The 14291-nt window shown below is 31.7% G+C and carries 14 protein-coding genes; 10 read left to right on the top strand and 4 right to left on the bottom strand.

Annotated features, from left to right (window positions below; genetic code table 11):
* Window positions 1–3: 3 nt before the first annotated feature.
* From LQ682_RS04330 to ribH, 3 genes are read left to right on the top strand one after another with little or no spacing between them, the layout of a single operon-like run.
* Entirely contained in the window at window positions 4–636 is a 633-nt protein-coding gene (locus LQ682_RS04330) for a riboflavin synthase (protein ID WP_017000837.1), read from the top strand.
* Window positions 637–646: 10 nt separating this feature from the next.
* Window positions 647–1819: a 3,4-dihydroxy-2-butanone-4-phosphate synthase gene (gene ribB, locus LQ682_RS04325; protein ID WP_239723921.1), complete on the top strand. Its 1173-nt coding sequence runs from the start codon at window positions 647–649 to the stop codon at window positions 1817–1819.
* A gap of 20 nt (window positions 1820–1839) precedes the next feature.
* Window positions 1840–2310 (top strand): 6,7-dimethyl-8-ribityllumazine synthase, encoded by a 471-nt coding sequence (gene ribH / locus LQ682_RS04320; RefSeq protein WP_239723920.1) that lies wholly within the window; start codon window positions 1840–1842, stop codon window positions 2308–2310.
* A gap of 97 nt (window positions 2311–2407) precedes the next feature.
* On the opposite strand, the gene LQ682_RS04315 is transcribed toward ribH, so the two are convergent.
* Complete coding sequence (locus LQ682_RS04315) at window positions 2408–3415, bottom strand: proline dehydrogenase family protein (RefSeq protein ID WP_064205369.1); 1008 nt, start codon at window positions 3413–3415, stop codon at window positions 2408–2410.
* Window positions 3416–3895: 480 nt separating this feature from the next.
* On the opposite strand from LQ682_RS04315, the gene LQ682_RS04310 reads away from it, so the two are divergent.
* On the top strand, window positions 3896–4231 hold the full coding sequence (locus tag LQ682_RS04310; RefSeq protein WP_064205370.1) for a hypothetical protein: 336 nt from the start codon (window positions 3896–3898) through the stop codon (window positions 4229–4231).
* 267 nt (window positions 4232–4498) lie between these two features.
* Here the strand turns inward: LQ682_RS04310 and LQ682_RS04305 are convergent, their stop codons facing one another.
* Complete coding sequence (locus LQ682_RS04305; RefSeq protein ID WP_135032674.1) at window positions 4499–5008, bottom strand: gamma carbonic anhydrase; 510 nt, start codon at window positions 5006–5008, stop codon at window positions 4499–4501.
* 84 nt (window positions 5009–5092) lie between these two features.
* On the opposite strand from LQ682_RS04305, the gene LQ682_RS04300 reads away from it, so the two are divergent.
* A complete protein-coding gene (locus tag LQ682_RS04300; RefSeq protein WP_064211687.1) occupies window positions 5093–5908 on the top strand; it encodes an alpha/beta fold hydrolase in 816 nt (271 codons plus the stop codon).
* An 81-nt stretch (window positions 5909–5989) separates the two neighbouring features.
* Complete coding sequence (locus LQ682_RS04295) at window positions 5990–6397, top strand: transcriptional regulator, SarA/Rot family (protein ID WP_147641035.1); 408 nt, start codon at window positions 5990–5992, stop codon at window positions 6395–6397.
* A 357-nt stretch (window positions 6398–6754) separates the two neighbouring features.
* Here LQ682_RS04295 and mnmM read toward each other — a convergent pair whose 3' ends face one another.
* Window positions 6755–7315, bottom strand: coding sequence for a tRNA 5-(aminomethyl)-2-thiouridylate-methyltransferase MnmM (gene mnmM, locus LQ682_RS04290; RefSeq protein ID WP_147641034.1), 561 nt, complete (start codon window positions 7313–7315; stop codon window positions 6755–6757).
* Complete coding sequence (gene mnmL / locus LQ682_RS04285; protein WP_017000066.1) at window positions 7312–8271, bottom strand: tRNA modification radical SAM protein MnmL/YtqA; 960 nt, start codon at window positions 8269–8271, stop codon at window positions 7312–7314. Before mnmL ends, mnmM begins: the two co-directional genes overlap by 4 nt.
* A 120-nt stretch (window positions 8272–8391) precedes the next feature.
* On the opposite strand from mnmL, the gene LQ682_RS04280 reads away from it, so the two are divergent.
* From LQ682_RS04280 to LQ682_RS04265, 4 genes are all read left to right on the top strand, one after another.
* Window positions 8392–9570 carry an MDR family MFS transporter gene (locus LQ682_RS04280; protein WP_147641033.1) on the top strand — a complete coding sequence of 393 codons (1179 nt, stop codon included), beginning with the start codon at window positions 8392–8394 and terminating at the stop codon, window positions 9568–9570.
* A gap of 285 nt (window positions 9571–9855) precedes the next feature.
* On the top strand, window positions 9856–12240 hold the full coding sequence (gene leuS / locus LQ682_RS04275; protein ID WP_147641032.1) for a leucine--tRNA ligase: 2385 nt from the start codon (window positions 9856–9858) through the stop codon (window positions 12238–12240).
* 19 nt (window positions 12241–12259) lie between these two features.
* Entirely contained in the window at window positions 12260–12571 is a 312-nt protein-coding gene (locus tag LQ682_RS04270; RefSeq protein WP_147641031.1) for a rhodanese-like domain-containing protein, read from the top strand.
* A gap of 244 nt (window positions 12572–12815) precedes the next feature.
* A complete protein-coding gene (locus LQ682_RS04265; protein ID WP_239723918.1) occupies window positions 12816–14168 on the top strand; it encodes an IS1182 family transposase in 1353 nt (450 codons plus the stop codon).
* Window positions 14169–14291: the final 123 nt, after the last annotated feature.

The raw sequence follows: 14291 nt of genomic DNA, 5'->3' as shown, positions 1-14291 counted from the left end.
TGTATGTTTACAGGAATAATTGAAACAGTAGGTACGATTAAAAATGTGAGCACAAAAAGTGGTGTAAAGTCATTATCAATACAAGCTCCAGAAATATGTGATGATTTGTCACTAGGAGATTCAGTAAGTGTCAATGGTGTTTGTTTAACTGTTACAGAACGAAATGATTCATTATTTAAAGTTGAAGTAATTACAGGCACAATTTCTGTGACATATTTAGAAAATCTTACGGTAAATGATCAAGTGAATCTGGAACGTGCAATGTTAGCGAATGGAAGATTCGGAGGACATTTCGTTAGTGGACATGTTGATGGCAAAGGTATTATAAAGCGCATCACTAAAAGAAATGATGAATGGTTAATCGAAATTAATGTAGATGAATCATTATTAAATCAAATGATTGATAAAGGTTCGATAACTGTAGATGGAGTAAGTTTAACGATATTCAAGTTAAATCAAAATTCATTTGAAATTCATCTCATACCTGAAACAAGATTACGTACGATTTTTGTAAATAAAAAACAAGGTGATTCTGTACACATAGAAACGGATTTATTGTTTAAATATGTTCAAAAAATAACGAATCAAAATAACAGTCAATTATCACAAGAAAAATTACTGAATTTTGGATTTTAGGAGGCTAACTATGTTTGATAGTATTGAAGCGGCATTAGAAGATTTGAAGTTAGGCAAACCTGTTATTGTAGTGGATGATGAAGATAGAGAAAATGAAGGCGACTTAATAGCAGTATCAGAATATTTAACTGTTGATACAATTAATTTTATGGCTAAATTTGCTAGAGGATTAATTTGTGCGCCTATTAGTCAACAGATTGCAACTCAACTTGATTTACACCTTATGACAAATACTAATGATAAATTCAAAACAGCTTTTACTGTAAGTGTTGATCACATATCTACAACTACTGGTATTAGTGCATTTGAAAGAACGGATACAATTAAAGCGTTAATCAGTGAAAGTTCCGGCGATGCTTTTGTTAAACCAGGACATGTTTTTCCGTTAATTGCGAAAGACAATGGTGTGCTTGAAAGAATAGGGCATACGGAAGCTTGTATAGATTTAGCAAAATTAACTGACGCAAAACCAGCTGGTGCAATTTGTGAAATAATGAATGATGATGGAACTATGTCTAACCGTGAAGAGCTATATACATTTAAATTAGAACATGATTTGAAAATGATAACGATAGAAGACTTAGTAAAATATAGAAAAAAACATGATCAAATCGTACAATTTGAATCGAAAATTAAATTGCCAACATCTTTTGGAGAATTTGATATGTATGGTTTTTCATCACAATTGGACGACAAAGAATATTTAGCGATTACTTCAGGTGACATAAAAAATGATACGAACGTTCGTATTCATTCAGCTTGTTTAACTGGAGATATTTTTCACAGTGCGAGATGTGATTGTGGTGAACAACTTGAGTATGCGATGAAATACATCAAAGAGCATGGTGGTATTATTTTATATTTACCACAAGAAGGTAGAGGTATTGGTTTAATTAATAAATTAAAGGCATATGAATTAATTGAACAAGGTTACGATACAATCACAGCTAATAAAGCTTTAGGGTTTGAAGCGGATTTAAGAGATTATACGGAAGCTATTCATATATTGAAATATTTCAATATTAATCATATTAAACTGATTAGCAATAATCCAGATAAGTTTCAACAGCTAAACGACTTAGGTATTACAATAACAGAACGAATACCAGTAGTGATGAATCCTAACGTTAATAATCAATCTTATATAGATACAAAAAAAGAAAAAATGGGTCATTTATTATAATTGAAATGGAGAGAATTGAAATGAAATTTGAAGGTAAAATGAATGGATCAAAATTAAAAATAGCAATTGTAGTAGGTAGATTTAATGATTTTATTACAGGAAGACTATTAGACGGTGCAAAAGATACTTTAATTAGACATAATGTCGAAGAAGAAAATGTCCATGTAGCTTATGTACCGGGTGCTTTTGAAATTCCATTAGTAGCTAAAAAATTAGCTAACTCAGGGAATTATGATGCTGTCATTACATTAGGGTGTGTAATTAGAGGCGCAACAACACATTATGATTACGTATGTAATGAAGTAGCAAAAGGCGTATCTAAAGTAAGTGATACAACAGATATACCTGTTATCTTTGGTGTTATAACTACGGAAACAATAGAACAAGCAATAGAAAGAGCAGGTACAAAAGCTGGTAATAAAGGTGGAGATGCAGCTCTAGCAGCTATTGAAATGGCTAACTTATTAAAAAATATAGAAAAAACAATATAAAATAGTTCATAAAAAAACTCCTAACATGTTGGTTATAAACCGATGTATTAGGAGTTTTTCTATTAAATATAATTAAAACCGTGTAATGATTATTGTTTTATTTGTTTTTCTTAAACAATGCAATACTACCAATTGTCAACAATGATGCAGCTGCAACTCCTGCCGCTCCCGTGATAAATGTCTTTTTGTTTTTTGCACTGAATATATCTAATAGCATTAGATTAATATTTTGAGGTCTCTCTGCTAAACGGCGCATGAAATAACCGAACCAATCTTCCCCGAATGGTACATACATAGTAAAGTTGTATCCTTCATCAGCTAATTCATATGCATAGTCAGTTCTGAAACCGTATAGCATTTGGAATTCAAATGAATTTTTATCGATATTATGGTTTTTTACAAATTGTTTAACATGATTAATAATGTTGTGATCATGTGTAGCAATAGATGTAAAAGCATTAGCCGTTAACAGTCTGTGTTCAATTAACTTTATATAATTTCTATCTATTTCTTCTTTAGTTTGATAAGCGATGTGAGGGCCTTCTTTATAAGCACCCTTTACTAAGCGAAGCCTTAAATCTTGATACTTATCCATAATATTCATTGCGTCGTGTAAGTATGCTTGAATTACTGTGCCGACATTATTGAATTCATTTTTCAATTTATCAAGTATTTCAGTAATGCCAACTAAGTCTTCAAATTTTTCAGCATCTATGTTAACAAATGAATTATCAAATTCTTGAGCTTTTAATAAAATTTCCCGAGTATTTTGATAAGTAAAATCTTTATCAATATTAATCCCTAATTGTGTTAACTTAATTGAAACATGTGCTTGAATATTAGCGTTATAACATCGTCGCATTATTTCGACGATATTTTGTTGTGCTTCTAACGCTTCATGGCGTGAAGTTACAAACTCACCTAAATTATCTAAAGTACAAGAAATTCCTCTTTCATTTAATTTCTCTACTGTATCGATTGTTGAATCAATATCAACTCCCGCTACAACCTTTTTCGCACCAAGTGCAGGACCCATTCTCTTAGCTGATTCATTCATAAACTTATTGTTAGATAATGCAATAAAAAAATCTTTAACGACAGGCATAGCAAGTCCTCCTTAATCAAATATCTTCTTTCTTTTATTCTATCATGTATAATATAATTTAGTTAAGCGTTTTCATACCAATAAAATATATTTTTACACTAATAAAAGAAAAAGACATAAAAATAACATAAATAACAACCTAGAAAAGGGTGTTATTCTTTAATTTGATCCATTGTAGGAGAAATTGGTTCAGATGCTATGCTAATGGCATGAGGGAGAAACGTAAGTATTAGAACAGATAACAAGAATTTTTTAAAGAAACGCATAGGTTAATGCTCCTTTAAATCATGACGTTGTTTACATTTTCAATATAACATTCGATTATGAAGTTGTTGCGAAGTTAATGTTAAGATTCAATTTATACAATTATTAATTTAATGTTAAGATATGGTTTAAATCTTTAGAATAACTTAATAAAACACAGCCATGTCACGTGTTACAATGTATGAGAATAGAATTGTTAACAAAGGAGTAATCGTTATGTTTAGGGATATGGCGTTTTATATATTTGGGAAACCGTTAGATAGCTTTTTACAGTTATTCGTATTTGAACCTATTTTAATAAGTGTTATTGCAATTTTAATAGCTATGATAACAAAGAAATCATGGACAGTATTTGTAACAGTTATTGTATTAAATTTAATAGATAACTTTTTATTAGTAACATATCAATTTAGCGGGCAGGGGCTTGGAATAATCCTATCTCAAAATGTATTGTTCTTCTTCCAAAAATTCTTCTCAATGTTCTATGAAATTATAATTTCTTATATCGTTGTTAAGTTACCGTATATGCACAGTAAATTTAAAATTGCTTAAATTAAAAAGGGAGTGGGACAGAAATCTCATTTTAATAAATAGATTTCGTAGTCCCACCCCGGCAAGGATGACTAGGATTGGAAAAAGCTTGATATAAGCGCATTTTCAATCCAGTCAGCTACTGCCATTATAATAAAAGAGGCTGAGACTTGTATTAATGTCACAGCCTCTTTTTTTTATTGTGAATGTTGCAAGACGCGGTTCACGTGCAACGCAAGCAACAACTTCAATTTATCGTCTTCATCTTTTATCAGTGTAATGTTAAAACTATTGGTTATCTTTATATAATTTTCCTTTTTCAATATATGATTGATTAATTCTGTCTAGTTCTTCATAGTCTTTGTCTGTTAATTCTCTTACTACTTTTGCTGGTCTACCAAATGCCAATGTGCGCGGAGGTATTTTCTTGCCAGGTGGTACTAGTGAACCTGCGCCAATGAATGCATATTCTCCAATTTCAGCTCCATCCAATATAGTAGAATCCATTCCTATCAGTGCATTTTTTCGAATAATGCTAGAGTGCAATGTAGCTTTATGTCCTACTGTAACATTATCTTCTATTATTAATGGTTGATCAGGACTTTGGTGTAGACAACTTAAATCTTGAATATTAACACCATTGCCTATTTTTGTAGGTGCTACATCACCTCTAATAACAGCATTGAACCAAACTGAACTTTCTTTACCTATTTCAACATCCCCGATAATTGTAGCATTTTCTGCAATATAACTACTAGAATCAATTTGAGGTGTTTTGTTGTTAAAAGATTTTATCATTCAAGATTCTCCATTCTTTTTAAAAAATTTGTTATACTAAGTTTAACAAAAAAGTAGCTATTTAGGTAAAAGGAGTAATATATTATGTGGAAATGGGAAACTGAAAAAGAAGCTAAAGGTATTGTAGTAATCGTACATAATATGCTTGAACATACTGGACGTTACGCGTTCGTTATTACAAAGCTACGTAGAGAAGGTTACCACGTTATTATGGGTGACTTAAGAGGTCAAGGACAAACTTCAAGAGTACATAGAGGGCACATAGATGATTTTGAAGAATATCATGAGCAAGTTTTAGAATGGTTATCAATAGCGGAGGAATACCATTTACCTGTTTTCACTTTAGGCGTTGGATTAGGTGGATTGATTCTTTTAAATTTATTAGAGAAAGTAGACTTAAAAGTTGAAGGTGTTTTACTTATTTCTCCATTAGTAGCTTTTCAACAAAATATTTCGACAAGAAGAAACTTTTTAGCTTCTAGCTTCGGTACAGTTGCAAAAGATGCAAAATTTGACGCTGGAATTACTATTGAAAGTTTAACTAGAAATAAAGAAGTAATCGATGATACAAATAACGATGCTTTAATGCTTAATAAAGTTAGCTATCATTGGTATAAGACAATTTTAGAAACGATGAAGACGACAATGGAAAACCTTCAACATATATCATCTATTCCATTACTATTGATGTCAGGTACAGAAGATAAAATTGCTGACTTAGATTCTATTAAATCAGTAGCAAGACACATTAATACAAATGAGCTTTATTATAAATCTTGGCATGGTTTAAATCATGAAATACACAATGAGCCTGAACGAGAAAATGTCATGAGATACTTGATATCATTTATGAATAACCGAATTCATTATGTAGGCTTACTTATAGAAGATGAAGAATAAGAAATAATAATCATACATAATAAGATTTAAACCTATCATTGTGGGTATATTATATTTATATGACACACTGGAGGAGAGCTTATGGGATATAAAGAGGGCGATATAAGTGACTTAATCTTATTAGATGATATTCAAAAAAATATAAATAATATTTTTGATAATATTGAAGAGAAATTTCAAATTGAAAAAGAAGAATTTTTAACATTAGTAGTTTTATGGAACAAAGGTTCAATGAGTTTAAAAGAATTGGACGAACACATTGATATCAAACCATATAAAAGAACTAGGTTATATAATAATTTAGTTAAAAAAGGTTGGATTAAAAAGACAAGGCCGGAAGATGATGAAAGAACAGTTATCGTAGAAGTTAATCAAGAGTTTGACGAGCATAAAAATGACTTAATTAAATATGCTTGTGAGGAAATTAAAAAAAGACAAACTTTGTTTGAAGAGCAATTCAAATCTATAGTTGATACATGTAATATCTAAACGAAACTACATATACTTCCACTTATTTAATTTATAAAATGTAAAAAGAGTCCGGGACATGAATTTGTTTCGGGCTCTTCTATTATATTGGTTGTAGTTGAGTAAGGGGATAAAAGTTCATTCGTAAGTTAATGTTATAGTTAATCCAATAAGGAATAATAGCTCTTGTTTTATAAGTTATATTCAAAAAGAGGCTGGGACATAAATACGTGTCTCAGCCTCTTTTAATATAATGGCAGTAGCTGACTGGATTGAAAATGCGCTTATATCAAGCTTTTTCCAATCCTAGTCATCCTTGCCGGGATGGGACTACGAAATCTATTTATTAAAATAAGATTTCTGTCCCACTCCCTCTTATTAATTTCTTTTTTCAATACCTATAATATATGGTGGATTATTCTTTTGATTAATAAATTGATAGTTTAATACATGTGCTTCATTTTGATCTATATTTTTAACAAAGTTTAATACATCATTTGATTCGATTTGTCCTTCTGGATGTCCTGGATAAACAACTAGCACAATGATGCCATTCTTTTTAGTTAATTCGAATAATGATTGAATGGCGGATATGGTAGTATTTGAGTTTGTTGTGATGCTTTTATCTCCTTTAGGTAAATAGCCTAAATTAAAGATAGATGCGTCGATACTATTATGTTCTGCAGAAATGATATCGGCAGCTTTTTCATGTCCTTCTAAGTAATATTGAATATTGTTATATTCTTTTGTTTTTTCTTTTGTGCTGTTAATAGCTTTTTCTTGAATATCAAAAGCATAAACTTGACCATTTGTTACTTGATTGGCAAGAAATAATGTATCATTTCCGTTACCGCAAGTTGCATCAACTACGATACTATTTTTATCTATATGACTTGAAATTAAATGCCTAGCAAATGGCAATATTCCTTCTACAATCATGATTGAACGCTCTCAGCTTTAATGAATTTTGAACCTTGCATTGTCCCACGAGCTTTTAATTCATTGTCTATAGAATTCAATACTTCCCATTTATTAACGCTCCACATTGGACCTACCATTAAATCAATAGGGCCGTCTCCAGTAATTCTATGAATAATCATTTCTTCTGGTAAAATTTCTAACTGATCACAAACGAGATTTGTATAATCTTCTTGTGTCATAAATTCAAGCATACCTTTTTCATATTGTTTAACCATTGGCGTACCTTTTAATAAATGTAGAAGGTGAATCTTAATTCCTTGTACATCCATTTGAGCTACTTCTTTAGCTGTTTCCATCATCATATTATAATCTTCACCAGGTAAACCATTAATAATATGTGTACATATGTTGATGTTATGTTTTCTTAATTTTTCTATACCTTCATAGTAGCATTTCATATCATGTGCACGATTTATAAGATCAGAAGTTTCTTGATGCACAGTTTGTAATCCTAATTCTACCCATAAATATGTACGTTCATTTAATTCAGCTAAATATTCAACAACATCATCAGGTAGACAATCTGGTCTTGTTGCTATAGATAAACCTACAACATTTTTTTCAGACAATGCTGCTTCGTATTTTTCTCGTAACACTTCGACTGGGGCATGAGTATTTGTGAAAGCTTGGAAATAGGCGATATATTTACCTTCAGACCATTTTTCATGCATTTTATCTTTAATTTCTTTAAATTGTACATGAATTGGTTCAGCTCTATTACCAGCGAAGTCACCACTACCAGCAGCTGAACAGAAAGTACAACCACCATGAGCAACGGTACCATCTCGGTTTGGACAATCAAATCCACCATCGAGTGCTATTTTAAATATTTTTTCACCAAATTTATTTTTTAAATGATAATTCCATGTATGATATCTTTTGTTATCAAAAGCAAAGCGGAATTGTTCTGTCAATTTATTTCACATCCTGTTCTACAAACTTATCTAAAGCATTTTAACATATAATATTGAACTTTTGCAGAAAAAGGTTTAGACTATTCAAATTGAGAAAAAAATTGACGGGAGTGATGCCCTTTGAAAATGCCAAAAATCGTAAAGTGGCTTATTATTGGAATGGCAATTAATATAACGGGCGCTAGTTTTTTGTGGCCTTTAAATACGATATATATGAATGAGGAATTAAATAAAAGTTTAAGTACCGCCGGTGTTGTATTAATGATTAACGCATTTGGGAGCGTAATCGGAAATTTACTGGGCGGTTCTTTATTTGATAAAATTGGTGGTTTTCGATCTATCATATTTGCTTCTATTATAAATATAGGAAGTTTAGTTGGTTTAAATTTCTTAAATGACTGGCCGTGGTATCCTTTCTGGTTAGTTATTCTAGGATTCGGTGGTGGCATAATCGTACCTGCAATTTATGCGATGGCTGCAGCAAGCTGGCCTAATGGAGGAAGAACAACATTTAATGCTATTTATTTAGCTCAAAATTTAGGTGTTTCTATTGGTGCTGCAGCTGGTGGTTTTGTAGCAGACTTCAGCTTTAAATATATATTTATGGCTAATTTGTTATTATATGTTGTATTCATTATTATAGCTTTACGTTATTATAATGTAGATTTAAATGTAAATGTGAAAAATAACGAGGGTATTTCAAGTGCTGTAGAAGTTAAAGATAAAAAGAAATTCAAAGCACTGATTTTATTATGTGTGATGTTTAGTTTATGTTGGATTGGTTATGTTCAATGGCAAACGACAATTGCGACATATACACAATCTGTAGGCATCTCCTTGAAGCAATATAGTCTTCTTTGGACTGTCAACGGCGTGTTAATATTAGCTGGACAACCATTAATCGCACCATTTATTAATCGTTTTAAAGAACGTTTAAAATTACAAATGGGTGTTGGATTAGGTATTTTTATAGTTAGTTATATAGTAACAAGTGTGGCGGAACAATTTACGATGTTCGTTGTAGGTATGGTTATTTTAACTTTCGGTGAAATGTTTGTTTGGCCAGCAGTTCCGGCAATTGCGAATAAACTTGCACCTAAAGGTCGTATGGGAGCATATCAAGGTATTGTAAATGCATCTTCAACTGTAGGTAAAGCTTTTGGGCCTGTAGTGGGTGGTGTTATCGTAGATGTATTTGATATGAAAGTCATGTTCTTTAGCATGATTGCCTTAATTCTTGTTGGTTATTATTTCTTAATAATTTACGACAAAGGAATAAAAAAGGGGAATGTTGCATAAAATGAAATAAAACTTGCAAATTCCTTAGAAATTGAATAATATTAAGAATGTATAGGAGTAGTAACTTTAATGTGAATCTTTAGAGAGTCAGTGGTGGTGGGAACTGATGATATCCATTAAGTGAACTTACCAGATGATAGTATTAAATTAAAGCAATCTTAAACCATATAAATGAAGTGCACTTTTTAAGTGAATTCTGGGTGGTACCGCGGCATTATATTTTAGTCGTCCCAACTGTAACTATGGTTTGGGGTGGCTTTTTTTATTTTACAGGAGGAACAATTAATGAATTATAATCATCAACAAATCGAGAAAAAATGGCAAAATTATTGGGAAAATAATAAAACATTTAAAACAAATGACAATTTAGGTCAAAAGAAATTTTATGCTTTAGATATGTTCCCATATCCATCAGGAGCTGGATTACACGTAGGACATCCAGAAGGTTATACAGCGACTGATATTATTTCAAGATATAAACGTATGCAAGGGTATAACGTTTTACATCCAATGGGGTGGGATGCGTTTGGTTTACCAGCAGAACAATACGCTATTGATACTGGTAATGACCCTAAAGCATTTACTGCTCAGAACATAGCTACGTTCAAGAGACAAATTCAAGAACTTGGCTTTTCTTATGATTGGGATAGAGAAATCAATACAACAGACCCAGAATATTATAAATGGACTCAATGGATTTTTATTCAGTTATACAATAAAGGTTTAGCATATGTAGATGAAGTAGCAGTTAACTGGTGCCCAGCTTTAGGTACAGTATTATCTAACGAAGAAATTGTCGATGGTGTGTCAGAACGTGGTGGACACCCAGTAGTACGTAAGCCAATGAGACAATGGGTATTAAAAATAACTGAGTATGCTGATAGATTACTAGAAGATTTAGAAGACGTAGATTGGCCTGAATCTATTAAAGATATGCAAAGAAACTGGATTGGTCGTTCAGAAGGTGCAGAATTAACCTTTAACATAGATGATACAGACTTATCATTTAACGTATTTACAACTCGTCCAGACACAATATTTGGTGCTACTTTTGCAGTGTTATCACCAGAACATCCATTAGTAGATAAAATTACTACTGAAGATGAAAAAGAGGCAGTAGATCAATATAAACTTGAAGCTTCTCGTAAATCTGACTTAGAAAGAACAGATTTAGCAAAAGATAAAAGCGGTGTATTTACTGGAGCATTTACAACTAATCCATTTACAGGTCAAAAAATGCCTATTTGGATTGCTGATTATGTATTAATTAGTTATGGTACAGGCGCTGTTATGGCAGTTCCAGCACACGATGAAAGAGATGGAGAATTTGCTGAAAAATTCAATTTAGACATCGTTACTGTATATGATGAAGATGGAAAAATGATAGATTCAGACAAGTTAAATGGTTTAACTCAAGAAGAAGCGGTACCTAAAGCAATTGAAATGTTAGAAGAAAAAGGTATCGGCAAGAAGAAAATTAGCTATAAATTAAGAGATTGGTTATTCAGTCGTCAACGTTATTGGGGTGAACCAATTCCAGTAATACATTGGGAAGATGGCACAATGACCACTGTACCTGAAGAAGAATTACCGTTGTTATTACCAGAAACTGACCAAGTTAAACCATCTGGTACAGGAGAATCACCATTAGCTAATATTGATGAATTTATTAATGTAGTAGATCCAGAAACAGGTATGAAAGGTCGTCGCGAAACGAATACTATGCCACAATGGGCTGGTAGTTGTTGGTATTATTTAAGATATATAGACCCTCACAATGATGAAATGTTAGCAGATCCCGAAAAACTAAAACATTGGTTGCCTGTAGATTTATATATTGGTGGAGTAGAGCATGCAGTGTTACACTTATTATATTCAAGATTTTGGCACAAAGTTCTTTACGATATCGGTGTAGTTCCAACGAAAGAACCATTCCAAAAATTATATAACCAAGGCATGATACTTGGTGAAGGTAATGAGAAAATGAGTAAATCTAAAGGTAATGTTGTTAATCCGGATGATATCGTTAAATCTCACGGTGCAGATACATTGCGTCTATATGAAATGTTTATGGGACCTTTAGATGCGGCAATCGCTTGGAGTGAAAATGGCTTAGATGGTTCACGCCGTTTCTTGGATAGAATCTGGAGATTACTTGTAACAGAAGAAAATCAAATTACAGATAAAGTTGTAGACGAACAAACACCTGAACTAAATAAAGTTTACAATCAAACTGTTAAAAAAGTAACTGAAGATTTCGATACATTGAACTTTAATACAGCTATCAGTCAGATGATGGTATTTATCAACGATTGTTATAAGCAAGATAAATTAAGTAAAGCTTATATTGAAGGCTTTGTGAAAATGCTGTCTCCAATAGCGCCTCATATTTCAGAAGAATTATGGGCAAAATTAGGACATGACGATACGATTGCTTATGAAGAATGGCCAACATTTGATCCTTCTTTACTTGTAGACAATGAAGTAGAAATTGTTATTCAAGTTAATGGTAAATTAAAAGAAAAAACTAAAGTTTCTAAAGATTTATCTAAAGAAGAAATGGAACAGTTTGCTTTGGAAATTGATAAAGTGAAACAGGCAATTGAAGGCAAAACAGTACGTAAAGTGATTGCCGTACCTCAAAAATTGGTTAATATTGTAGCAAATTAAAAAGAGGAGTGTAATCAAAATGGAAGAAATAACAATTAAAGAGTTAGCTGATAAAATAACTTCAAGTAGCCCTATTAATATAGTAGATGTTAGGGAAGACGAAGAAGTAGCATTAGGTGTAATCCCAGGCGCAAAACATATTCCTATGGGAGAAATACCAAATGAATTAGATCATTTTAAAGAAAAAGAAACATATTATATTGTATGTGCTGGCGGCGTTAGAAGTGCTAAAGTAGTAGAATATTTAAATGATCATGATATAGATGCTGTGAACGTTGAAGGCGGCATGAATGCATGGGGCGATGAAGGACTTGAAAATAAAAGAGTTTAAATAAACGCTGTAGTATTATCTATTATGAAAATCAAGGGTAAGATATTAATAATGTCTTACCCCAGAGTGTCGGCAAAGTCTTAGACTTTGCCGGCACTTTTTTTATGCGCATGCTTTCCGCGGGCATGTTCTCAGCCTGTAGTCTTCGAATCATGCTGTTCCCGCAGGAGTCAGCACTAAAAAATACCAAAAATTAACAATATATTTTATAATATAGTTGAAATTTTATTTAGGAGTTGATTCTATGTTAAATAAATCCGAGAATAAACGGGACCAATATGAAATGATTTCTGTTTCAGAGTTAGTACCTAAAAATCATTTATTGAGAAAAGTTGATAAAGTATTAGATTTAAACTTCGTTTATGAACTTGTTGAAGATAAATACTGTTTAGATAACGGACGTCCTTCTATTGATCCTGTTATCTTAGTTAAGATCTTACTTATTCAAAGATTATTTGGCATAAAATCAATGAGACAAACTATTAAAGAAATTGAAACTAACGTAGCTTACCGTTGGTATTTAGGATTTAGCTTTATTGATAAAGTCCCTCATTATGGTACATTTAGTAAAAATTATACAAGACGCTTCCATGATACTGACCTGTTTGAACTAATATTCGAAAGAATATTAGAAATTGCGATTAAGAATAACTTAATTGACCACTCAACGTTATTCATTGATTCAACACATATCAAAGCTAATGCGAATAAAAATAAATATATTAATCAAATTGTAAAAAAGGATACATTACATTTCCAAGAAGAACTTAATAATGAAATTAATCAACAGAGGTTAGCGCAAGGAAAAAAGCCCATAAAAAATAAGAAAAAGGAGGAATTTAAAAATAAGAAAGTCAGTACTACTGATTCAGAAGCTGGCTATTATGTTAAAGGTGAAAGAGAAAAACAATTTGCGTATAGCTTACATAGTTGTGTAGATAAAAATGGTTTTAAAATTGATCAACATGTCACACCTGGAAATGTTCATGATAGTACACAGTTAAAACCTATGGTTGAAAGATTAGAAGAAAAAAATATGTTGCCAATCACACTAGCAGTAGACTCCGGATACAAAACTCCATTCAATGCGCATTATTTACTTGAGAAATCGATTGTACCTGCAATGCCATATACAAGACCAAAAGGAAAGCCAGGAATATTTAAATCTAAAGAATTTATTTATGATGAATATTACGATAGTTATATATGTCCGAATGATGAATTACTAACTTTTAAAAGAACTATGCCAACTGGGCATAGATTATACAAATCTAATCCTATTATATGTAAATCATGTCCACTACTAAATGAATGTACAGAAAAAAGAAGTTATACTAGAGAAATTCGAAGACATGTATGGCAAGATGATTTAGATATAATCGAAGATTTAAGGTTTGTAGATACAATTAAAAAAGCATATAAACTAAGAAGTCAAACAGTAGAAAGACGATTTGGTGATGCTAAAGAACAGCATGGTATGAGATGGACTAGATATAGAGGTATTAAAAAAGTTTCCATGGACACCACGCTTATTTGTGCTGCCATGAATCTTAAAAAGTTGGCAATGTGGCTCGTAAAAGAGCCACAAATAGCCTAGATTAAACGTAGTTTAATCATGATTTCAGTGAAAAATATTAATCTATACAAAAAAACAAACTGAACTTATAAATTTAAGTTCAGTTTGTCCACAGTCTGGGGTAAGACATTAATAATGTCTTAC

Source organism: Mammaliicoccus sp. A-M4 (genome assembly GCF_022386955.1).
GTDB classification, from domain to species: domain Bacteria; phylum Bacillota; class Bacilli; order Staphylococcales; family Staphylococcaceae; genus Mammaliicoccus; species Mammaliicoccus lentus.
This window is presented reverse-complemented; position numbering and strand designations above follow the sequence as displayed.

Coding starts and splice junctions, on each gene's coding strand:
- LQ682_RS04330 (WP_017000837.1), top strand. CDS start 4: ATGTTTACAGGAATAATTGAAACAGTAGGTACGATTAAAAATGTGAGC.
- ribB (WP_239723921.1), top strand. CDS start 647: ATGTTTGATAGTATTGAAGCGGCATTAGAAGATTTGAAGTTAGGCAAA.
- ribH (WP_239723920.1), top strand. CDS start 1,840: ATGAAATTTGAAGGTAAAATGAATGGATCAAAATTAAAAATAGCAATT.
- LQ682_RS04315 (WP_064205369.1), bottom strand. CDS start 3,415: ATGCCTGTCGTTAAAGATTTTTTTATTGCATTATCTAACAATAAGTTT.
- LQ682_RS04310 (WP_064205370.1), top strand. CDS start 3,896: ATGTTTAGGGATATGGCGTTTTATATATTTGGGAAACCGTTAGATAGC.
- LQ682_RS04305 (WP_135032674.1), bottom strand. CDS start 5,008: ATGATAAAATCTTTTAACAACAAAACACCTCAAATTGATTCTAGTAGT.
- LQ682_RS04300 (WP_064211687.1), top strand. CDS start 5,093: ATGTGGAAATGGGAAACTGAAAAAGAAGCTAAAGGTATTGTAGTAATC.
- LQ682_RS04295 (WP_147641035.1), top strand. CDS start 5,990: ATGGGATATAAAGAGGGCGATATAAGTGACTTAATCTTATTAGATGAT.
- mnmM (WP_147641034.1), bottom strand. CDS start 7,315: ATGATTGTAGAAGGAATATTGCCATTTGCTAGGCATTTAATTTCAAGT.
- leuS (WP_147641032.1), top strand. CDS start 9,856: ATGAATTATAATCATCAACAAATCGAGAAAAAATGGCAAAATTATTGG.
- LQ682_RS04270 (WP_147641031.1), top strand. CDS start 12,260: ATGGAAGAAATAACAATTAAAGAGTTAGCTGATAAAATAACTTCAAGT.
- LQ682_RS04265 (WP_239723918.1), top strand. CDS start 12,816: ATGTTAAATAAATCCGAGAATAAACGGGACCAATATGAAATGATTTCT.